At 71.3% G+C, this 21,260-nt stretch carries 19 protein-coding genes and 1 pseudogene; 12 read left to right on the top strand and 8 right to left on the bottom strand.

What is annotated here, in order from left to right; translation table 11 throughout:
- Nucleotides 1–137 precede the first annotated feature (137 nt).
- The 5 genes and pseudogenes from I8N67_RS32295 to I8N67_RS32275 all read left to right on the top strand — a co-directional run bounded on the left by I8N67_RS32295 (nt 138) and on the right by I8N67_RS32275 (nt 5,797).
- Entirely contained in the window at nt 138–506 is a 369-nt protein-coding gene (locus tag I8N67_RS32295; protein WP_200307798.1) for an STAS domain-containing protein, read from the top strand.
- Between the two features lie 311 nt (nt 507–817).
- Nucleotides 818–1,333, top strand: a complete 516-nt coding sequence (locus tag I8N67_RS32290) for an ATP-binding protein (protein WP_200307797.1) — start codon at nt 818–820, stop codon at nt 1,331–1,333.
- A gap of 201 nt (nt 1,334–1,534) precedes the next feature.
- Nucleotides 1,535–2,308 carry an LPXTG cell wall anchor domain-containing protein gene (locus tag I8N67_RS32285; RefSeq protein ID WP_200307796.1) on the top strand — a complete coding sequence of 258 codons (774 nt, stop codon included), beginning with the start codon at nt 1,535–1,537 and terminating at the stop codon, nt 2,306–2,308.
- Nucleotides 2,309–2,476: 168 nt separating this feature from the next.
- Nucleotides 2,477–3,436, top strand: a pseudogene (locus I8N67_RS32280) (hypothetical protein); the annotation flags it as partial.
- A 1,059-nt stretch (nt 3,437–4,495) separates the two neighbouring features.
- Nucleotides 4,496–5,797: an IS4 family transposase gene (locus I8N67_RS32275; RefSeq protein ID WP_234046644.1), complete on the top strand. Its 1,302-nt coding sequence runs from the start codon at nt 4,496–4,498 to the stop codon at nt 5,795–5,797.
- 62 nt (nt 5,798–5,859) lie between these two features.
- Here I8N67_RS32275 and I8N67_RS32270 read toward each other — a convergent pair whose 3' ends face one another.
- On the bottom strand, nt 5,860–7,365 hold the full coding sequence (locus I8N67_RS32270; RefSeq protein ID WP_200307795.1) for an oligopeptide:H+ symporter: 1,506 nt from the start codon (nt 7,363–7,365) through the stop codon (nt 5,860–5,862).
- Nucleotides 7,366–7,881: 516 nt separating this feature from the next.
- On the opposite strand from I8N67_RS32270, the gene I8N67_RS32265 reads away from it, so the two are divergent.
- The gene (locus tag I8N67_RS32265; protein WP_200307794.1) at nt 7,882–8,559 is read left to right on the top strand and encodes a response regulator transcription factor; all 678 of its coding nucleotides are present in this window, start codon (nt 7,882–7,884) and stop codon (nt 8,557–8,559) included.
- A 259-nt stretch (nt 8,560–8,818) separates the two neighbouring features.
- Complete coding sequence (locus I8N67_RS32260) at nt 8,819–10,090, top strand: sensor histidine kinase (protein ID WP_200307793.1); 1,272 nt, start codon at nt 8,819–8,821, stop codon at nt 10,088–10,090.
- Between the two features lie 130 nt (nt 10,091–10,220).
- On the opposite strand, the gene I8N67_RS32255 is transcribed toward I8N67_RS32260, so the two are convergent.
- Nucleotides 10,221–10,772 (bottom strand): GtrA family protein, encoded by a 552-nt coding sequence (locus tag I8N67_RS32255; RefSeq protein WP_200307792.1) that lies wholly within the window; start codon nt 10,770–10,772, stop codon nt 10,221–10,223.
- A 219-nt stretch (nt 10,773–10,991) separates the two neighbouring features.
- On the opposite strand from I8N67_RS32255, the gene I8N67_RS32250 reads away from it, so the two are divergent.
- The 4 genes from I8N67_RS32250 to I8N67_RS32235 all read left to right on the top strand — a co-directional run bounded on the left by I8N67_RS32250 (nt 10,992) and on the right by I8N67_RS32235 (nt 15,335).
- Entirely contained in the window at nt 10,992–12,167 is a 1,176-nt protein-coding gene (locus I8N67_RS32250; RefSeq protein ID WP_200307791.1) for a 5-(carboxyamino)imidazole ribonucleotide synthase, read from the top strand.
- Complete coding sequence (purE, locus tag I8N67_RS32245; protein WP_200307790.1) at nt 12,164–12,688, top strand: 5-(carboxyamino)imidazole ribonucleotide mutase; 525 nt, start codon at nt 12,164–12,166, stop codon at nt 12,686–12,688. The genes I8N67_RS32250 and purE overlap by 4 nt, the downstream gene beginning before the upstream one ends.
- Nucleotides 12,689–12,723: 35 nt before the next feature.
- Nucleotides 12,724–13,911 carry a dipeptidase gene (locus tag I8N67_RS32240; protein ID WP_372443851.1) on the top strand — a complete coding sequence of 396 codons (1,188 nt, stop codon included), beginning with the start codon at nt 12,724–12,726 and terminating at the stop codon, nt 13,909–13,911.
- A gap of 125 nt (nt 13,912–14,036) precedes the next feature.
- On the top strand, nt 14,037–15,335 hold the full coding sequence (locus I8N67_RS32235; RefSeq protein ID WP_372443850.1) for a dipeptidase: 1,299 nt from the start codon (nt 14,037–14,039) through the stop codon (nt 15,333–15,335).
- Between the two features lie 113 nt (nt 15,336–15,448).
- On the opposite strand, the gene I8N67_RS32230 is transcribed toward I8N67_RS32235, so the two are convergent.
- The gene (locus I8N67_RS32230; RefSeq protein WP_200307788.1) at nt 15,449–15,811 is read right to left on the bottom strand and encodes a VOC family protein; all 363 of its coding nucleotides are present in this window, start codon (nt 15,809–15,811) and stop codon (nt 15,449–15,451) included.
- A 117-nt stretch (nt 15,812–15,928) separates the two neighbouring features.
- Here I8N67_RS32230 and I8N67_RS32225 point away from each other — a divergent pair, with 117 nt between their 5' ends.
- A complete protein-coding gene (locus tag I8N67_RS32225; RefSeq protein ID WP_200307787.1) occupies nt 15,929–16,441 on the top strand; it encodes a CGNR zinc finger domain-containing protein in 513 nt (170 codons plus the stop codon).
- Here I8N67_RS32225 and I8N67_RS32220 read toward each other — a convergent pair.
- The 5 genes from I8N67_RS32220 to I8N67_RS32200 form a co-directional block, all read right to left on the bottom strand.
- Entirely contained in the window at nt 16,438–17,184 is a 747-nt protein-coding gene (locus I8N67_RS32220; protein ID WP_307835437.1) for a cupredoxin domain-containing protein, read from the bottom strand. The two genes, I8N67_RS32225 and I8N67_RS32220, sit on opposite strands and share 4 nt — an antisense overlap.
- On the bottom strand, nt 17,181–17,696 hold the full coding sequence (locus I8N67_RS32215; protein WP_200307786.1) for a hypothetical protein: 516 nt from the start codon (nt 17,694–17,696) through the stop codon (nt 17,181–17,183). The genes I8N67_RS32220 and I8N67_RS32215 overlap by 4 nt, the downstream gene beginning before the upstream one ends.
- Before the next feature lie 123 nt (nt 17,697–17,819).
- Nucleotides 17,820–18,917, bottom strand: a complete 1,098-nt coding sequence (locus I8N67_RS32210; protein WP_307835436.1) for a cupredoxin domain-containing protein — start codon at nt 18,915–18,917, stop codon at nt 17,820–17,822.
- Between the two features lie 26 nt (nt 18,918–18,943).
- Nucleotides 18,944–20,299 carry a copper resistance CopC/CopD family protein gene (locus I8N67_RS32205; RefSeq protein ID WP_307835435.1) on the bottom strand — a complete coding sequence of 452 codons (1,356 nt, stop codon included), beginning with the start codon at nt 20,297–20,299 and terminating at the stop codon, nt 18,944–18,946.
- Complete coding sequence (locus I8N67_RS32200) at nt 20,296–20,979, bottom strand: hypothetical protein (protein WP_200307785.1); 684 nt, start codon at nt 20,977–20,979, stop codon at nt 20,296–20,298. Before I8N67_RS32200 ends, I8N67_RS32205 begins: the two co-directional genes overlap by 4 nt.
- Nucleotides 20,980–21,260 lie beyond the last annotated feature (281 nt).

The following is a 21,260-nucleotide window of genomic DNA, read 5'->3' as shown; positions in this document are numbered from 1 at the left end:
GGTTTCCCGACGTCGTCGCAAGTGCGTGCTGTGGCGAAATGTCCTTTTGTGGGCGATTGTTCAGGTGTCGGAGAGTGTGGAGAAGGCGTAGTGTTCGAGGGCGAGTCAGCAGTCACGACGGTCGGGAGAGAGACGGCATGGACCGTGGCACGGTCGGCAGCGCGCAGTCGGGCCGACTACGGGTCGAGGTGCGGGAAGAAGGTTCCAGCGCCGTCGTGGCCCCGGCGGGTGAGCTCGATCACCACACCGCCGATCTGTTGCGTGAGCCACTCGAAGGCTGCCTGGACAAAGGGTTCGCCCGCCTGGTAGTGGACTGTTCGCGGCTGGAATTCTGCGACTCCACCGGGCTCAACGTCCTGCTGGGCGTCCGGCTGAGGGCGGAGGCCGCAGGCGGCGGGGTCCATCTGGCGGGGATGCTCCCGGCGGTGGCGCGGGTCTTCGAGATCACCGGGGCGGAGGCGGTTTTCACCGTCCACGACACACTTGAGGCGGCGCTGGCCGACTAGGCCGCGAGGTGCCGTCCGGCCTGCCGGACCGGCCGCCCCGCGCTCGGCGCCGTACCTCCGACGACCCACTCCGACCGGCCGGTTGTCCCCGTCACAGGTTCTGTGCCGAAAACGTGGGTGTTCTGACGGTTCGCTCGGGCAGGAGACTTCCTGAACGTGTCGGCGGTGGGTTGGCGTTGGCGTTGGCGGTACGACGGAAGTACGGATGACACTACGGATGAGAGCACGGAGCGACACGTGCGGCGGGTCTTCGTCCCGCACCTTGATGAGTCCTGAATCGTGAACTGGTGAATCGGTGAGGTGAAGCGCTGATGAGCACCACCCGGCCTTTCTCGCCGGGCGACCGCGGCCCGGAACCGGGTGTCGGCGGCGCTTCCGGGGCGCGCGGAGAGGACCCGCCCGCGGCGCCCGCCGCCGGCCGCCAGTCCCGCCGGCTGAGCTTCGACGGCGAGAGCGGTGTGGTGCCGCTCGCCCGTGACTTCGCCCGCCAGGCGCTGTACGCGTGGGGGTGGCTGCCCGCGGCGACCGCCGATCAGCGGGCGGCGGCCGAGGATGTGCTGCTGGTCGTGTCCGAGCTGGTAACCAACGCGTGTCTCCATGCGGAGGGCCCGGCGGAGCTGTGGATCGGCTGCGACAACAAGGTGCTGCGGATCGAGGTGTCCGACCGGGGCGCGGGGAATCCGGCGCCGCGGACACCGCACCGGGCGGGACGGCCGGGTGGGCACGGGATGTTCATCGTGCAGCGGCTCTGCCTCGACTGGGGAGTCGTACGGACCGCCGGGGCCGCCGGGAAGACCGTCTGGGCCGAGTTGGGGGCGCCGGCCTAGGCGTTGTGGGGGATGTGCGGGGTGGCGGCCGCAGGCGCTGTGAGCCCGCGCCCGGCGGTCATGTCCGGCGGTCATGCCGGCGGTCATGGTTGGCGGTCATGGTTGGGCGTGGGCCATCGACACACATCCGACACTTACGTGTGTCTTCCTTCTCCAAGAGCCCCGGCGTACCTTGAGCGGCCGATCTGATGTTCCGTCAGAATGTGGGGTGCCGAGGTGTCGTACCGGACGTACCAGAAGCGAACCGCCGCGCTCGCGACCCTCGCGGCCCTGGCCGGCTCGGCGGTGCTGATGGCCGCCCCGGCGGCCCATGCCGAGGTCGTGGACGTCGAGTACAACTGCAAGACGCCGATCGGGGACAAGTCGGCGGTGTCGCCCATCGACATCAAGGGTGTCGAGAGCGGCGACGGCTACAAGATCACCATGTCGTGGCAGAAGGGCGTGTCGTCCAGCCCGGTCGAACTGGGCAAGGGCGCGGTGAGCCCCAGTGCCACGATCGAGTTGGGCGGGGCCGACAGCGGGACGCTCACGGTGACCGGGCAGGCCAACGAGGAGGCGATTCCGGCCAACACGCCCATCAAGATCAATGACTTGAGCGGCACGTACACCCCGAAGAAGACCGGCAAGGTCGACTTCACGGCGGGCGTGCTCACCATCAAGGCCCTCGGCACGGTGACGACGTGCACGCCGGGGAACGATCCCGGACCGTCCCTGACCCTCGACGTCACGGCCGCGGACGGAAGCGCAACGGGTGGAAGCGCCACGGGCGGTACGGGTGACAGCTCGGGTGGCGGCTCGGACACCGGTGGGTCGGACACCGGTGGGTCGGACACGGGTGGATCGGGTGGCGAGCTTCCGCAGACCGGGCCCCTGGACTCGGCGGTCGCCCTCGGCACACTCGGCGGCACGGTGCTGCTCGCGGGGGCCGCGGGTGTGCTGTGGGTGACTCGCAGGAATCAGACGGTACGTCGCTGAGGGGCTGTCGGGCCGGTGACCGGTGATCGGTGGCCGGTGACTGGTGACTGGTGACTGGTGACTGGTGGCCGGTACCGGGGCCGGTGAGATGACGGGAGCGGTGAGGTGGTCGAAAGGCGGCGAATCTCGACGTCGAGGGTGGGGTTGTCGGGGTTCGTGCTCGCGCTCGTGGCGGTGTTCGGGTCGCCGTTCGCGGGCGGGTCCGGGTCCGGGTTCGCCCAGGCCGCCGCGGACAAGCCGACGGTGAAGCTGTCCAAGGCGCAGGCGGGTACCGGTGGTTCGGTCACCGTGACCGGCGGTGGCTGGCGGCCGAAGGCGATCGTGATGGTCCTCATCTGCGGTCAGTCCGAGCCGTCGCGGGGGGTGCCCGGCGGCACGGACTCCTGTGCCAACGCCGACGGGCGGGCGGCGACCGCCGACGACAAGGGCGGCTTCACCCGCGAGTTGCCGGTGGCCGAGCCGCCGGTGCCGTGCCCGTGTGTCGTGCACGTCACCGCCATCACGGGCCCGAAGGCCGAGGCCGACGCGGTCTTCCAGGTCGCCGGGCACTCGGTGGAGCCGTTGCCCCAAGAGACGGCGGGCGGACGCCTGTCGCTTCTGACGGGCAGTCGGCTGAAGGGCTCAAGTGGCTTGTTGATCTGGTTCGGGGCACCGCCCACCCGCGAACTGGTCTTCACCGTCGGCAACGTCGGCACCTCCCCGGTCGAGGACCCCGTCTTCCAGGTCGGCACCTCCCACGGCGTGTTCACGCCACGCTGGGAGGAACAGCGGTGGAACGGCACGATCCGGCCGGGCCGCGAGGCCCGCATCACCCTGCCCGTCGAACTCGCGGCCGGGGCACACGGTGACTACACCGTCTCCCTCAAGTACGGCGGCAAGATCCTCGCCGAACAGCCCTGGAGCGTGGGCCGCCCCTGGGGCGTCACCCTCTTCTGGCTGATGCTCTGCGCCGTCGTACCGGCCGCGCTGTTCCGCATCGGAATGGCCCTGGTGGACCGATCCCGTCCCGGCCGCAAGCCGCCGTCCGAACGGCGCCCCGCCCGAAAGCCCCGCCTCCCGCAAGCCGCCCTCCGCCTCACGGCCGCACGCGCACCGACGGCCGCGCATGCCGCGCGGCGGACGCCTCCTCGTACTACCTCGGGGGTGGACGGCGACACGACCTCCGGGCCGACCTCCGGGCCGACCTCCGGGCCGACCTCCGGGCCGACCTCCGGGCCGGCCTCCGGAGTGACCTCCGGAGTGACCTCCGGAGTGACCTCCGCCACGGCCTCCGGAGTGACCTCCGCCACGGCCTCCGGCCCGGACCCCGGCATGGCTTCCGGCCCGGACCCCGGCATGGCTTCCGGACAGGACTCCGGCATGGCTTCCGGACAGGACTCCGGCATGGCCTCCGGACAGGACCCCGGGCCGGCCTCCGGCCCGGTCCGGACCTTGCCGTGGTTCACGCCGGATACCGAGGCGGATGTGAACACGGATGCGGGGGCGCCGGTGACGTCGACGAGCCGGCTCGGGAAGCGGGACGCGTGAGTGCGGGGCCGCGGCCCTGAGCCTGCGGACGCGGCCGTGCGCGCACGGCGTCGGCGGACGCGGCGGCGCTGTCGTGCTCGGCCTGCCCGACCCGTAGGCCGTGGCTCTCCGCTGTGCGCGCCCGGCACGGCCCCCGCAGAGCCAAGGTGCCTGCCGGCCGCTCGCGGGTGACGTACAACAGGGCCGGCAAGCCTGGAGTGAGGTATGCCATCCCCGTCATGTTCGGAGCCCGTTGCGTTGGTGCCAGGGCCCCCATCGGAGTCGGCCGGCGTCAGCAGGCGGCCCCCCCCATCGGAGTCGCTCGGAGTCAGCGGGCATCACGCAATACAGACCGGTAGGCCCCAGCGGGCCACACGCACGGAGCAGGCAGCCCCCAGCGGGCCACAGGAACCGGCAGCCCCCGGCGGGTCTCACACACAGGAACCGGCAGCCCCCGGCGGGCCCACGCGCAAAAGCCCAAGGCCATGAAGTTAAGGGTCGGGTCCGTGGCTGCGAGTGGGGTCTGATCTGGAGGATCGCCGGACGCGAGAAGCGGAGCCCCGGTAGGACTGGCTGGTCCGCCAAGACAAGCCGTTCACAGCACCGGAGGCTCCGCTGTCGGGTCAGTGTGTCATCAGCCGCGAGATCGCGGTAGCCGACGGTCTTTTCGCTCCGGGTCACTTGGGTGAGCTGACGCAGATCGTCCCGTTCGAGATGGTCGACGCCGCCCTGGCCGAGTGCGGGGCCGTCCAGCAGCGGCTGCGGAAACTCCCGGCCCGGGTGGTCGTCTACCTCCTCCTGGCCGCCGCTCTGTTCGAGGAGTGCGGCTATCCGGCCGTGTGGGCCAGGCTGACCTCGGCACTGCACTGCCTGCCGGTCCCGAAGGTCACCGCCACGGCGCTGTGGCACGCCCGTGCCCGGCTCGGTGTCCGCCCGATGCGGGCCCTGTTCGACCTGCTGCGCGGGCCGGCGTCCGCGATCCGCACCGCCGGGGCCTGCTGGGCGGGTCTGCTGGTCGTCGCGATCGACGGCACCTACCTCGACGTCCCCGACGATCCCGCCACCCGGGCCCGGCTGGGCAAGGGCTCCAACCAGTACGCCACTTCGGGCTATCCGCAGATCTGCCTGGTCGCCCTGGTCTGCTGCGGCACCCGGGCCGTGATCGACGCGGTCTTCGGCCCGCGCACCAGCGGCGAGAGCACCCACGGCAAGCGCCTGGCCCGTTCCCTGCACGAGGGCATGATCGTCCTGCTGGACCGCGGCTTGTCCTCCAACGCCTTCCTGGAAACGGTCGCCGGCACCGGTGCCGCGTTCCTCGCCCGGCTGTCCGCCACCCGCAAGCCACCGGTCTTGCGCCGCTTCGAGGACGGCTCGTTCCTGTCCCGGATCGGCCGGCTGGAGGTCCGCGTCATCGAGTGCGAGATCACCATCGCGACCACCGCCGGACGACACACCGGCGTCTACCGGCTGGCGACCACCCTGCTCGATGCCCGCCGCCATCCGGCATTCGAGCTGGTCAAGCAGTATCACGAGCGGTGGGAAGTGGAATCAGCCTTCTTTGCGATCAAGAAATCCATGCTCGGACGCCGGGTCCTGCGCGCCCGGACCATGGCCGGTATTGCCCAGGAGGTCTACGCGCTGCTGACCGCCTACCAGCTGATCCGGATCGCGATCGCCGACGCCACCGCGGCCCTCCCCGGCGCGGACCCCGACCGGGCCAGCTTCAGCATCGCCCTGCAAACCGCCCGCGACCAGGTCATCCAGGCCGCAGGCGTGATCGCCGACACCGTCATCGACCTCGTCGGCGCCATCGGGCGAGCAGTCCTGGACCAACTCATGCCAGCCCGCCGTCTGCGCGTCAGCCCCCGCGCCGTCAAACGCCCACTGTCCCGCTACGCCTACAAGAGCCTGCGCGTCGACCGACGCAGCTACAAAGCCACCATCAGCATCGACATCCTCTCGACAAGCCCCATCAGCCCATAACTTCATGGCCTTGCGCAAAAGCCGGCAGGCCCCCTGGACGTCGTCGCCGAAGTCGCCAGGTGTCAGTGGATGTTCCCCATCAAGTGCTTGACCTTCCCGCGGTAGATGAACAGCGCGATGCCGGCGATGGCCGCCAGGGTGGCTTCGACGGCGACGAAGCCACCTCGGTCGAGGTTGACGCCGGCGATGGCGGGGTTGGAGAGGAGGGCGGTGATGGAGTCGCCCGCGGTGACGGCGAGGAACCAGACGCCCATCATCTGGGAGGCGTACTTCGCGGGGGCCATCTTCGTGGTGACGGACAGGCCGACCGGGGAGAGCGTCAGTTCGCCGAGGGTCTGGACGAAGTAGATCGCGACGATCCACATCGCGGCGGCCTGCCGGCCGTCCTCGGCGATCGCCAGGGGGGCCAGGAAGAGGAAGAAGGACGCACCGATCAGCAGCAGCGCGACGGAGAACTTGGCGATCGTGCTCGGCTCCTGGCCGCGCCGGTTCAGCCACACCCACAGCCAGGCGAAGACGGGCGCGGCCGCCATGATCATGACCGGGTTGAGGGACTGGTACCAGGAGACCGGGAACTCCCAGCCGAGCACGCTGTTGTCGGCCGAGCCGTCGGCGAAGATCGCCAGCGTCGAGGACCCCTGGTCGTAGATCATCCAGAAGACCGCCGCGGCGACGAAGAACCAGATGAACGCCGACATCTTGGACTGTTCGGCGGGGTCGAGGTCACGGTCGCGCTTTATGCGGGCGATGACCCACACCGGGATGACCAGGCCGATGACGGTGAGCGGGATGATCACCCAGTTGAGCGTGTAGTGGCCGGAGATCCCGACGACGCCGTAGAAGACCACGGGGACGGCCAGCCACAGCAGGCCCTTGCGCAGGACGGCCGACTTCTCCTCGGCCGGCATCGGCGTCGGGACGACCTCGCTGCGCTCGCTCAGGTGACGGCTGCCGATCAGGAACTGCGCCAGACCCACCGCCATGCCGAGTGCGGCCAGCGCGAAGCCGAGATGCCAGTTCACCTTCTCGCCGACGGTGCCGATGGCCAGCGGCGCGGCGAAGGCGCCCGCGTTGATGCCGATGTAGAAGACGGTGAAGCCGCCGTCGCGGCGCGGGTCGTTCGGGCCGTCGTAGAGGTGGCCGACCATCGTCGAGATGTTGGCCTTCAGCAGACCCGAGCCGACGGCGACGAGGGCGAGGCCGACGTAGAAGGTGCCGGCCGACGGCAGGGCCAGGGTCAGGTGGCCCAGCATGATGACGAGACCCGCGAGGGCGACCGTCTTACGGGGCCCGAGGAAGCGGTCCGCGACCCATCCGCCGGGGAGGGTGAGCAGGTACACCAGCGACGCGTACACCGAGCCGATGGTGATCGCGGTCGCCGCACCGAGGTTCAGGCCGCTCGGGGCCACCAGGTACAGAGGGAGGAGAGCCTTCATGCCGTAGTAGGAGAACCTCTCCCACATCTCGGTCATGAAGAGAGTGGCCAGGCCGCGGGGGTGGCCGAAGAAGGTGCCCTCGGAGCCGGGGGTTTCCCGGCCGGCCGAGTCCTTCGTCAGGCTGGACGCCATGGTGGTTCCTTGCAGGTGGGGTCAGGTCGGGACGGGCACGTGGGGGTGCGCGCCCGGGTGGAGGGGCCGGCCGGGGTCCACGCTCCGCTACGCGCGTCGACACTTCTTGCGTCACACACGTTCGGGGCTGGCCGCAGGTCATTCCGTACATAAAAGAGACCTTCAGCGATATGTGCAGCTAAAGGTCCCCACATGTTGTTACAGGCGTTCCGTCACCATACGTCAGGAGACTGAGGGAAACGGAAGGGCTTGAGATGCGGATCACAGGTAAGAAGGGGACTGTGATCGTATATTCGAAGGTCAATTAGGTAATCACATCTCGGGGGTGCAGGTTGCGACCGGTGAAGGCGCGGTGTCACGAGGTGTCATGGCGCCGCTGATCCGCACCGGGGCGGGACGAATCGCCCTCGAAAGTCGATCATGCCCGGTGGAGGTAAGGGGGTGGTTGGACGAAGGTGTGAATCCCCCTTGCCGATCACCCTCCACCTGCGGTTCTCGGCGGACTACCATCACCCCATGACCCGTGTACTGCTCGCCGAGGACGACGCGTCCATCTCGGAGCCGCTTGCTCGCGCACTGCGCCGGGAGGGTTACGAGGTGGAGGTCCGCGAGGACGGCCCCACCGCGCTGGACGCCGGAATGCAGGGTGGCGTCGACCTGGTCGTCCTGGACCTGGGGCTGCCCGGGATGGACGGCCTGGAGGTGGCCCGCCGGCTGCGTGCCGAGGGCCACACCGTGCCGATCCTCATCCTGACCGCGCGCGCCGACGAGGTGGACACCGTCGTCGGCCTCGACGCGGGCGCCGACGACTACGTCACCAAGCCCTTCCGGCTCGCCGAGCTGCTGGCCCGGGTCCGGGCCCTGCTCCGGCGCGGCTCCACCGAGCCCCAGCAGCCGCCCGCCACGCACGGCGTCCGCATCGACGTCGAGTCCCACCGCGCCTGGATGGGCGACGAGGAACTCCAGCTCACCGCGAAGGAGTTCGACCTCCTGCGGGTGCTCGTGCGCGACGCGGGGCGGGTCGTCACCCGTGACCAGCTGATGCGCGAGGTCTGGGACACGACGTGGTGGTCGTCGACGAAGACGCTGGACATGCACATCTCCTGGCTCCGCAAGAAGCTCGGCGACGACGCGGCGAACCCGCGGTACATCGCGACGGTACGGGGCGTCGGTTTCCGCTTCGAGAAGAACTGAAGCCCGTGGGTGCGGCCCGGACGCCCAATCGCTCCGGGGCGTGCTGTGCGGCGGCCGCGGGCAGTCGTGCCGCTGGGCGCGATGGGGGAGAGCGGGCGCAGCGGCACCCTGTCGGCCCGCAACCCTGCCACGCCCAGCGCCGGTAAGCGTCTCCGGCCCCCGGCCGGTCCGACCGATCCGGCCGGCCCTGGCGCCGGGTGCTGTCCGAACAGGGGCACACTTGTCCACGTAGAAGACCCCGCCCGCCCGGAGGGCAACCGTGCGTCGCCGTCTCATCCAGTCCACCCTCGCCGTCGTCCTCGTCGTCATCGCGGTCTTCGGCGTATCCCTCGTCATCGTCGAGACCCGCACGATCAGCAACAGCGCCCAGGAACGCGTGGAGTCCGAGGCGGTGCAGCTGACGAGCATCGTGGACAGCCGGATCATCGGCGACGAGCGGATCACCGCGCAGGTCCTCAGGGACCAGGTGGGCGACGATCGCTACGCCCGTATCGAGATCCCCGGCCAGAACACCATCGAGATCGGTCAGAAGCCGGTCGGCGACGTCATCCGCCATGAGAGCAAGGGCGAGAAGGACGAGATCGTCACGGTGGAGGAGTCCCGCTCGGCGGTCAGCCGGGAGGTCGGCCGTACGCTGCTGATCATCGCGGCGGTCGCCCTGCTCGCCGTCATCGCCGCCGTCCTCCTCGCCGTACGCCAGGCCAACCGCCTCGCCTCCCCGCTGACCGACCTCGCCGAGACCGCCGAACGGCTCGGCTCCGGCGACCCGCGCCCCCGCCACAAGAGGTACGGGGTCCCGGAGCTGGACCGGGTCGCGGACGTGCTGGACTCCTCCGCCGAGCGGATCGGCCGCATGCTGACCGCCGAGCGGCGCCTCGCCGCGGACGCCTCCCACCAGCTGCGTACGCCGCTGACGGCGTTGTCGATGCGGCTGGAGGAGATCACCCTCACCGACGACCCGGCCACGGTGAAGGAGGAGGCGCACATCGCGCTCACCCAGGTCGAACGCCTCACGGACGTCGTGGAACGGCTCCTCACCAACTCCCGCGACCCCCGCAACGGCTCCGCCGTCTCCTTCGAGCTCGACGAGGTCATCAAGCAGCAGCTGGAGGAGTGGCGGCCCGCCTACCGCAGCGCCGGTCGGGCCGTCGTCAGCTCGGGCAAACGGCACCTCCAGGCCGTGGGCACGCCCGGCGCGGTCGCCCAGGTGCTGGCCGCGCTGATCGAGAACTCGCTCATGCACGGCGGCGGCACGGTGGCGTTGCGCACCCGTGTCACCGGGAACCAGGCGGTGATCGAGGTCACGGACGAGGGCCCAGGCGTCCCCGCCGACCTCGGCGCCCGCATCTTCGAGCGGGCCATCAGCGGCCGCAACTCCACGGGCATCGGCCTCGCCGTCGCCCGCGACCTCGCCGAGGCGGACGGCGGCCGCCTGGAGATGCTCCAGGCGCAGCCGCCGGTGTTCGGGTTGTTCCTGTCGCGTACGCCGGTGAGGACGCCGTCAGGGGGAGACGACCCGCTGGTTCGGTAGACGCGGCCGCGGGTTCGTCGTGGTTGCTCGCGCAGTTCCCCGCGCCCCTTGAAAGCGCCAAGCGAGCCCCATGCTTCGAGGGGCGCGGGGAACTGCGCGACCAGCCCCCACCGGGCCGAAAGCCGACGAACTACCGCTCGGACCCACGGCGCCCCGAAAGCGCGGGCGCCTGCGCGGCCCCCGCCTCCAGGAACGATTCCGCACGAGCCACCGCAGCCCGCGCGGGCAACGTACGGAACACCCACGTCCGGTACGACCAGAAGCGGAAGAGCGTCGCGACCCCGATGCCGAAGAACTTGAACACATTGCTCTGCAGCGGGCTGTCCCAGCCGAAACCGTACGTCGCGGTGTACAGAACACCGTTCTCGATGACGAGCCCGACCGCGCTGAACAGCAGGAAGAGGCTCAGCTCCCTGGTGCGGCCGCTCTTGTCGCGGTCCCGGTACGTGAAGTAACGGAAGCCGACGTAGTTGAAAACGATCGCGACGACCGTGGCGATGACGCTGGCCCGGACGACCTGGAGATCGGTGGTGTGCCGCATCAGGTTGAACACGGCGAGGTTCACCAGCAGCCCCGCACCACCCACCGCACCGAACTTGGCGACCTCACGACCAAGGAGGTCGACCCGCCTGCGCAGGGCGCCGCGAGGCTTCGTGCGAGGCCCCGAGGTGGTGTTTCCCATCGTGTGGCCCCCGTCGTTGATCTGTCGGATTGATCTGTCGGATTGATCGGTCATTGATCGGTCGGATTGATCTTCGGTCGAAAACCACTGGTCCAGCCATGCTAACCAGCACCCCTTGGCAATGCCTGTGGAGAAGCTCACAGGCGAGACCCAGGGGGAAAAGGGTACGGAAATCGGACGGCCGGGAGTGGCCGATTCCGTGGCCGATACTCTGGGGGCGTGACGTTCCCGGTAGTCGGCATGGTCGGCGGTGGCCAGCTCGCTCGTATGACACACGAGGCGGGCATCCCGCTCGGCATCAGATTCAAGCTCCTCAGTGACACCCCTCAGGATTCCGCGGCGCAGGTCGCCGGTGATGTCGTCGTCGGCGACTACCGCGACCTCGACACGCTGCGCGCGTTCGCCCAGGGCTGCGACGTGATCACCTTCGATCACGAACACGTACCAGGCGAGCATCTACGGGCTCTGGTGGCGGACGGCATCCCCGTCCGCCCGGGGCCCGACGCCCTCCAGTACGCCCAGGACAAGGGCGTGATGCGGGCCAAGCTCGACGCGATCGGCGTCCCGTGCCCACGGCACCGGATCGTCGCGGACCCCGACGACGTGGCCGCTTTCGCCGCCGAGGGCGGTGGGGGCACCTCCCGCTCGGGCGAAGCCGGGAGTGGGGGATTTCCGGTCATCCTCAAGACCGTCCGCGGCGGCTACGACGGCAAGGGAGTGTGGGTCGTCCGGTCGGTCGAGGAGGCCGCCGAGCCCTTCCGCGCCGGGGTCCCGGTCCTCGCCGAGGAGAAGGTCGACTTCCTGCGGGAGCTGGCCGCGAACGTCGTACGGTCGCCGCACGGCCAGGCCGTGGCGTACCCGGCGGTGGAGTCGCGGCAGGTGAACGGCGTGTGCGACACGGTCGTCGCGCCCGCCCCCGACCTCGACGCGTCCCTCGCCCTCAAGGCCGAGGAGCTGGCCCTGACCATCGCCAAGGAACTGGACGTCGTCGGCCACCTCGCCGTCGAGCTGTTCCAGACCCGCGACGGCCGCATCCTCGTCAACGAGCTGGCGATGCGCCCGCACAACTCGGGCCACTGGACCCAGGACGGCGCGATCACCTCCCAGTTCGCCAACCACGTACGGGCCGTCCTCGACCTCCCGCTCGGCGACCCGCGCCCGCGCGCCAGGTGGACGGTCATGGTCAACGTCCTCGGCGGCGACTACCCGGACATGTACTCCGCGTATCTGCACTGCATGGCCCGCGACCCCCAGCTCAAGATCCACATGTACGGCAAGGACGTGAAGCCCGGCCGCAAGGTCGGCCACGTCAACACCTACGGCGACGACCTGGACGACGTGCTGGAACGCGCCCGTCACGCCGCCGGATACCTGAGAGGCACGATCACCGAATGAGCCCCGTCGTAGGCATTGTCATGGGGTCGGACTCCGACTGGCCCGTCATGGAGGCCGCCGCGGCGGCCCTCGACGAGTTCGATATCGAGTACGAGGTCGACGTCGTCTCGGCGCACCGGATGCCGCGCGAGATGATCGCGTACGGCGAGGAGGCCGCGGGCCGGGGCATCAAGGTGATCATCGCGGGGGCGGGCGGCGCCGCGCATCTGCCGGGCATGCTCGCGTCCGTGACCCCGCTGCCGGTCATCGGGGTCCCCGTGCCGCTGAAGTACCTGGACGGCATGGACTCGCTGCTGTCGATCGTGCAGATGCCCGCCGGGGTGCCGGTCGCGACCGTCTCGGTCGCCGGGGCCCGTAACGCCGGCCTGCTGGCCGCGCGCATCCTGGCCACGGGGGACGAGGAACTCCTCGGCCGGATGCGGGAGTTCCAGCAGGAGCTGAACGACCAGGCCGCCGAGAAGGGCAAGCGGCTGCGCGCCAAGGCCGAGAGCCCGGGCAACGGCTTCGGCTTCGGGAAGTGACCGGATGGATGACGGCCAAAACGGGGGAGACCGGCATGACCTTTCTGAAGGAGGCCCGGGAACTGCTGCGGGAGTTCCCGGTCGCGGACGGGCACAACGACCTGCCCTGGGCGCTGCGTGAACAGGTCCGCTACGACCTCGACGCCCGGGACATCGCCACCGACCAGAGCGCCTATCTGCACACCGACCTGGCGCGGCTGCGCGCGGGCGGCGTCGGCGCGCAGTTCTGGTCGGTGTACGTGCCCTCGGACGCCGCGTCCCGGCCGGGCGCCGTCCCCGCCACCCTCGAACAGATCGACTGCGTACGGCAGTTGATCGACCGTTACCCGGCCGAGCTGCGGGCCGCGTGGACCGCCGCCGACATGGAGGCGGCCCGCGCCGAGGGCCGCGTCGCGTCGCTGATGGGCGCCGAGGGCGGCCACTCCATCGACAACTCCCTCGCCACCCTGCGGGCGTTGTACGCGCTCGGCGTCCGCTACATGACGCTCACCCACAACGACAACATCGCCTGGGCGGACTCCGCGACCGACGACCCGGCGGTCGGCGGCCTGTCGGCCTTCGGCCGCGCCGTCGTACGGGAGATGAACCGGGAGGGCATGCTCGTCGACCTCTCCCATGTGGCCGCGACGACGATGCGCGACGCGCTCGACGCCTCCACGGCCCCGGTGATCTTCTCCCACTCGTCGTCGCGGGCCGTCTGCGACCACCCCCGCAACATCCCGGACGACGTCCTGGAACGCCTCCCGGCCAACGGAGGCGTGGCGATGGTGACGTTCGTGCCGAAGTTCGTCCTCCAGGCCGCCGTCGACTGGACGGCCGCCGCCGACGAGAACATGCGCGCCCACGGCCTCCACCACCTCGACACCACCCCCGAGGCGATGGGGGTCCACCGTGCCTTCGAGGAGCGCAACCCCCGCCCGGTCGCCACGGTGTCCACGGTCGCGGACCACCTCGACCACATGCGCGAGGTCGCCGGCATCGACCACCTCGGCATCGGCGGCGACTACGACGGCACGGCCTTCACCCCGGACGGCCTGGGCGACGTCTCCAGCTACCCGAACCTCATCGCCGAACTCCTCGACCGCGGCTGGTCCAGAACCGACCTGGCCAAGCTGACCTGGCAGAACGCGGTACGCGCGCTGGGCGCGGCGGAGGACGTGGCCCGCGACCTCCAGGCCCGTACGGGCCCGTCGAACGCGACCCTGGAGCAGCTGGACGGGTGACACCCGGGTGGCGTAGGGCCTGTCCGAGACGGCGGTACCCCGAACGCGCCACCCACCAGGAAGGCGGGCGGCCCCCGTGCCACGGTGACAGTACTGCGTTCACCGAACGGCTACGGAGGTCCGCCATGGCAGATCTGCAGGACGAACTGCAAGCGGCAGGGGAGGCCGGCGAACTCGACACGCCCCCCACCACCCGTACGAAGCGCAAGCCGAAGCCGGGGCACCGGCCGCCGGTGGCCGATCCGATAGCTTCCGGCGACCGTGCTCCGGCGGCCGAGCGGGTGGCCGCCGGCGCCCGTGCTTCGGAGACCGAGCGGGTGGCCTCCCACGCGCGTGCCCCCGGGACGCCGATGGCCGAGCCGATGGCCGGCCGTGCTGCCGGAACCGAGTCGTCCGCGGCCGAGGGCACCGACCCTCCGTTGGAGCTGGCCGAGGCGCACGCCTTCCTCGCCGCGCACCCCGTCGCCGACGGCTACAGCGGGCTGCCGGGAGTGTTGCGTCATCTGCCCTGGTACGACCTGGAGTTGGGCGAGGCCGGGGTGGACACCGATGTGCCGCGGATGCGCAAGGGTCACATCAGCGCGCTGCTCTGGTCGCTGCACCTGCCGGAGGGCCTGACGGGCGAACGGGCCGTCGGTGCCACCCTGGAGCAGCTGGACCTGGTCCGGACGGTCGTCCACGCGCACCCCGAGGGTCTGCGGCTGGCGCACAGCGCGGGGGAGACCACCGACGCCCGCAACTGCGGCCGGGTCGCCATCCTGCTCGGGCCCGCCGGAGCCCCGGCGATCGGCGACTCCCTCGGCATCCTGCGCGCCCTGGACGCGCTCGGCCTGAAGGCCCTCACCCTCGCCGGCGTGTCCTGGGCCGGCGAGGCCGGGCTGACCAGGTTCGGCGAGGAGGTGGTCCGCGAGATGAACCGCGTCGGCGTCCTCGCCGACCTCTCCGGCGCCTCCGAGCCGACCGTCCGCCGGACCATCGCGGTCTCCCGCGCCCCCGTCCTGTGCACCCGCTCGGCGGCCGCCGCCCTGCGCCCCCACCCGGCCAACCTCTGCGACGACCTCCTCGCCGCCCTGGGCGAGGCCCACGGCCTGTGCATGGTGCCGCTCACCTCCGAGCAGACCGGCCCGTCCGTCCGCGACGTCGCCGACCACCTCGAACACGTCCGCGCGATCGCCGGTCCCGAGTGCGTCGGCCTCTCCGGCACCTACGACTCCGGCGCCGCCCACCCCCAGGACCTCGCCGACGCCTCCTGCTACCCCCGCCTCATCGCCGAACTCATGGACCGGGGCTGGTCCGAGGACGACCTCGCACTGCTGACCTGGGGAAACGTCCAACGAGTCCTACGCACCGCCGACTTCGCCGCCAGAGCGGCGAGGGACCGCAGGGAGGCCTCGACGGCGAGGATAGAAGAGCTGGACGGCTGACCACCGGCCCGCACCCCCGTGCCCCAAAGGGGCCGGGGGAACCGCGCGACAAGCCACGCGAACAGCCCGCGGCCGCGACCCCGCCACCCCGCGCCCCTACCCCTACCGCGTACTCAACCCGCACACAGACAGAACGGATGCCCCGCCGGATCCGCGTACACCCGGAAGCTTCGAGAGCGATCCTCCGCGTCCAGCACCCGCGCCCCCAACGCCAGCACCTCCTTCTCCGCCGCGTCCAGATCACCCACCGTGAGGTCCAGATGGAACTGCTGGGAGTGCTCGGGCGAGGGCCACTGCGGCGGAACGAACCCAGGTGCGGCCTGGAACGCCAGCGACGCGCCCCCACCCGGCACCTTCAGGTCCACCCAGTCCTCCTCGGCGCTGACCGTCCCGCCGATCACCTCGGCGTAGAACCCGGCGAGCGCGAGCGGATCGGGGCAGTCCAGAACGACGACGTCCAGCTTGGCGATGGCCATGGCCTTCTCCTTGCTCGTTTTTTCTCGTGACGTGCTCTCGTAACCTCGGTTACCTCTAGAGCAGCATAACCAGTAACGGTTACCCCATGCACCACCATAAGAAGTAACGTCGCCATCATGAGCGAGAGAGCCCCCGCACCCGGCGACCTGGCCCTGATCGAGAGCCTGGTCAACACGCTGGACATCGAGACGGGAGCCGACACCCTGGACACCCCGGAGGCGCGGGCGTGCCTCGGCCTCGCGGCGGGGGAGCACCTGGACGCCGTACGAGAGCTGCGCGAGTCCCTGCGCGCGGTGCTGCTGGCCCATGCGGGCCACCGCCCGCACCGCCCGGTGACCCCGCTGGGTGAACTCCTGGCCGCCGCGCCGCTCGTCGTCGCCATCTCCGCCGAGGACGGCTCCGCGGCCCTGCGCCCGGCCGCCGACCCGGCCCCGCTCGCCTCCCGCGTGGCCGCGGCCGTCACCGAGGGGCTCACCGCCGGTACCTGGCAGCGCCTCAAGGCCTGCGAGGCGCCCGACTGCCACTGGGCCTACTACGACCGCAGCCCGGCCGGCCGCGGTCGCTGGTGCTCGATGTCGGTCTGCGGAGCGCGCGCCAAGATGCGCAGGTACCGGGCCCGGCCCGCCTAGTCCCCCTCCCCCTCCCCCTCCCCCTCTCCCTCCCCCTCCCGCGCGGCCGCCGCCCGTGAGCCGACCAGCAGCAGACACAGGACGGCGACCCCCGCGATCAGCCCGGCCAGCACGAGCAGCGGGTCCAGGGGGCGGGCCGCCGACGTGGTTGTCGCCTGGGTCTGTGGCGCGGTGGTGGCGGGCGCGGGGTCCATGGCCGCGGCGGGTGGCGTGGACGCCCCGGCCGTGGTGGCCGGCGGGGCCGACGACGGAGTCGCGCGCGCCCGTGTCCGGTCGCTCGTCCGCGGTGCCGGCGTCGTCGCGGCCCGGCTCGGCACCGTCTCCTGATGCCCGCCCGAGGTCCCCGAGTGGTCGTGCGCGGTGGGCGCCGCCGAGGTCGCGGGCGCCGGCGCACGGACCACGATCGGGGCGGTCATGTCCGGGTGGACGGTGCAGTAGTAGCCGTACGTACCGGCCACGGTGAAGGTGAAGCTCCAGCTCTGGCCCTTGTCCAACAGGGGGGAGTGGATCGAGGCCGGGCCCGAGGTGGTCTTCACGTCGTGCGGTGCCGTGTCCTGGTTGGTCCAGGTCACGGTGGAGCCGACATCGACAGTGAGGGTGCCCGGCGAGTAGGCGTACCCCTTCATGGTCACGCGGTACGAGGCCGCCGCCGCCCGCTCCGGTGCCACGAACAGCGAGAACAGCGAGAACAGCGCGGAGGAGAGGATCACTGCGGCGCGTACGGCACCCGGGGCCGCCCTCACGCGAACTCCGCGGCGACCAGCAGCCGCAGCCGCGTCGCCGGGCGCGGCCGCCCGAAACGGAACCCGGTGGCCCGGCGCAGCAGCCGGTACGGCAGCCGGGCGGTGCCGACGACGAGCAGCCGGTCGTCGGCACGCTCGACCACCCGCAGCCACAGCAGCGCCGGGAAGGCGACCCCGCGCACTTCGAGGTCGGCGAGGAGCCGCAGCCGGCGCCCGCCGTCGAAGGAGTCGACCTGCTCGGAGACGAGTACGGACCGCGCTCCGGCCCTCCCGGTGAACTCGAACCGGAACTCGGGCTGTTGCTGTTCGGAGCCGTCCGGCACGGTCAGCGACGCCCCGGTGAGGGTGACGCGGTGGCGGCCGGTCGCCAGCGGGCCGTACCAGGCGGTGAGTTCGACGAGTGAGCGGTCGGGCGCCACGGCGTACCGGCCGGGCAGCGGCAGGGGCGGCGGGCCGGTCCCGCCGTGCGACTCGGGGGGAGGGGGAACGGTGGGCAGGGTGACGGTTGTCATCCCGGATCTCCTTGGAAAGCGGTTCCCGAGGTGTGGGGAGGATGTGGAGAATGGGGGTGGGCGCCGGTCCGGCCGGCTGAGCCCCGGCCGGACCGGCGCCCACCTTCGTCGCAGCGGGACGCGTCAGCAGCTGTTCGTGAGGAAGTCCTCGGTGGGGGCCAGGAGTTGCCCGGCCCAGACCGTGTGCATCTTCACGTAGCTGTCGACGTTCAGCAGATCGGTGACCTGCTGCCCGAGCGACTGCTCCAGGTGCGCCTTGTTGATGTGGTTCAACAGTGTCGAGAGGGTGTCGTCGGCGATCGCCCCGCCGCCCTCGACGACCGGCGCCAGGATCGTCTCGACCCACACCGTGTGCATCTTGAGGTACGAGTCGAGCGCCAGCGCGTCCTGCACCTGCTCTCCCGGCGAGCGCTCCAGGTGGGCGGTGTTGAGGTGCCGCAGGATCGGCCGCAGTACGTCCTGGACACTGGCGCACTGCTCGCCGTCGTCACCGTCCCCGCCACCGCTCGTGCCACCGGAGGTGGTGGTGCCCCCGCCGGTGCTCGACCCACCGGAGTCCGAACCCCCGCCGGACCCGCCGGACGTCGTACCCCCGGAGGTGCCACCGGTCGTACCGCCGGTGGACCCACCTGTCGAACCGCCTGTCGAACCGCCTGTCGAACCTCCCGTGGTCCCGCCCGGGGAACCGCCGGTCGAGCCACCGGTGGACCCGCCCGTCGACGTCGACCCGCTGTCCTCCTCGACGACCTTCACGGACGCCACCATGTCCGGGTGCACCGCGCAGTAGTACTCGTACGTCCCGGCCTCGGTGAACGTGTACGACCAGGAGTCGCCCTGCTGCAGCGTGCCGGAGTCGAAGTCCGCCGGCGCCTTGGTGGTGGTGACCGTGTGGGGCGCGCTGTCGTGGTTGGTCCACCGGACCGTCTCGCCGACCTTGACGACGAGCTGCTCACCGTCCCCGTACTCGTAGTTCATGATGTCGACCTGATGGTCCGGCGCGGCGGCAGCGGCGGGCCGCGCCTCGGCGGCGGCCGCGGGCGCCTGAGCCGCGTCCGTGGTCACCTCCGAACCGCTCGCCGAGGTGCCGGCGGCCGCCTGCAACAGCCCCAGACTCAGTACGGCGGCCATGGCCGCCCCGAGCCCGCCGACGAGCAGGGCCCGGTTCCCGGCGGGCGGCTTGCGACGCAACTCCCGCTCGCCGGGCTCCTTGGTGCTTTCCACAACAACTCCTTTGTCTTTCGGGGGAGTCAGCGGCCGGGATCGGCCGTGACCAGCAGACTCGTCACAGCGAGGACGACGAGGACGAGCCCCGCCTCCGCCGCGACCGAGTAACCGAAGGGCCGCACGGAGGCGGCGTCGCCGCGCAGCAGCACGGCGAGATCGAGCCGGGTGCGCACCCACTGACGGCTGCACTGCGCCGCCACCAGCACCACGGCGAGGACACCGGTCTTCAGCAACAGCAGCTGCCCGTACGAGGTGTGCAGCAGCGCGTCGTACGACCCCACGACCTGCCAGGCGAGCATCAGCCCGGCGGCGGCGACGGCGGCCACGCTCGCGGCGGCGAGCCTCGAGTACCCGGGCACCACCGCCGCCAGCTCACCGGGCTCGCGGCGCGGCAGCACCGCCACCGTGAGCATGACGAGCCCGCCCACCCACAGCGAGGCGCCCAGCAGATGGACCAGATCGGCGACGGCGCCCCACGTGGGCTCGCCGCCCTCGGCGTTGTGCCCCGTCATACCGGTCGTCCGCAGCAGCCCGAGCGTGACGGCGAGGGCACCCACACACCAGCCGGGCGAGCGTGCCGTGCGCGCACCGCCCTGCAACAGCCCGGCCAGCACGACGGCGGCGAGCACCCACACCAGCGCGCGGGCCGCGAGCACGATGCCGGGCCGGGTGGCCAGCACATCGGCGAACGTCTCGGGCCGCAGCGCGTCCCGCAGACCGCCGAACCTCCCGTACGCGCCCTGGAGTCCGAGCCCCGCGACGGTCGAGAGCAGCCCGCCGGTCCACGCCAGTCCGAGCAGCGCGCGGGCCCGCGGCTCGTGTGCGCCGCCCGGCCACAGCAGCGCGACGAAACCGAGCCCGCCGACGAAGAGCGCCAGCGACACGTATCCGGTCCACCGAGCGGCGACGAGGCCCTTGCGCACCAGGGGCGAGGGGGACGGTGCGGAGGCGGCCTCGTCGCCGCGGTCCTGGCCGGCCGTCGGCGCGGTCGCACCCACACCGAAGGCGATCCGGCCGGAGGAGGCGTGTCCGTCCTCCTCGTCGACGACGGACCACATGACGGCGACTTCGTGCCCGGCGGGATCACCGAGGGCGGCCCGTACGGTCTCGGCGCCCCCACCCGGCGCCCGGGTCACGGGCAGCCGGTCGCCGTCCATGGTCAGCACGCGTACGTCGCCGAGGTCGACGGCCTCGTCGAACACGAGGGTGAGATGGCCGGGCGCCTTGCCGAGTTCGGCACCGTCCTCGGGCGCCGAGCTGACGAGCTCGGCGTGGGCGGCGGCGGGCGTGGCACCGGCCAGGCCGTAGAGCAGCGGTGCGAGGAGAAGCAGCAGGACGGCGCCCAGTCGCGGACGACCTCTGTGGCGGCGGCCGGTCACGGTGTGGCCTCCGGCAGCGGTGAGACGGAGATTCCGGACGTCCCGGCGATCCCCAGCAGGTCGGTGAGCGGGACGAGTCCGACACAGGGCGAGGACGAGGACGAGGGGGAAGACGAAGGTGACGGCGAGGGGTGGAGTTCGGCCGTCGCGCCGGCGCCGTCGAGAACGCCGAACAGCGGCTGGGTGATCCCGTTCAGGAGCGGCGTCACGAGCCGCACCTCGCCGTCCGCGCAGCCGCCGTCGTCGGTGCCGTCCCCCGGCCGGTCCCCGGGTTCGCCTCCGGGCTCGTCCCCGGGCGCGGACTCCGACGGCGAGGGCGACGGGGAGACGGTGGGGGAGGTGCCGTGCTCGTGCCCGGCCTCGTCCCCCGAGTGCCCCGCGTCGTCGCCCTCGTGCCCGGTGTGCGTATCGCCGCCGCCGTCGGACACGGGCAACTGCCCGTTGTCCACCGGCATCTGGTCCATCGGACTCCGCGGCGCGGGCGTGGGCGTGGGGTCCGGGGGCGCCGTCGCGGCAGGGGGCGATGCCGGGGGAGCGGCGGCCTCCCCCGGGCCGGCGGCGGAGGAGACTCCGATGCCCGACGCGTAGCCGAGCACGATCACCACGGCCCCGACGAGCGCTCCCGCGACCAGTTCGTCACGGTGGTCCCTGGGCCACTCCACCCTGCGCGACACAGGCATGATCACTCCTGGCATGGTCCGGTCAATCCGGTCGGTGAATGCGGACCAGTGGAGTGGCAAGCGGATTCCATGCGAATACGCGTCTGTTAACCGTTTGTTGCCTACCTCTCTTCGGGGGGTGACCCTCCCGTGAGAACGGTCGACATCGGCTGTATTCCGCGCAATATGATCGTGAAGAAAGCGCGCAGAACGGACGCCAATTCCTTCACAATGCTCGAATTGAATTCGAGGAGGAAAATGAAAAGAAGGAGAAGGAGAAGGAGAAGGAGAAGGAGAAGGAG

Origin of the sequence: Streptomyces adelaidensis (assembly GCF_016598475.1) — a bacterium.
Lineage (GTDB): Bacteria > Actinomycetota > Actinomycetes > Streptomycetales > Streptomycetaceae > Streptomyces > Streptomyces adelaidensis.
This window is presented reverse-complemented; position numbering and strand designations above follow the sequence as displayed.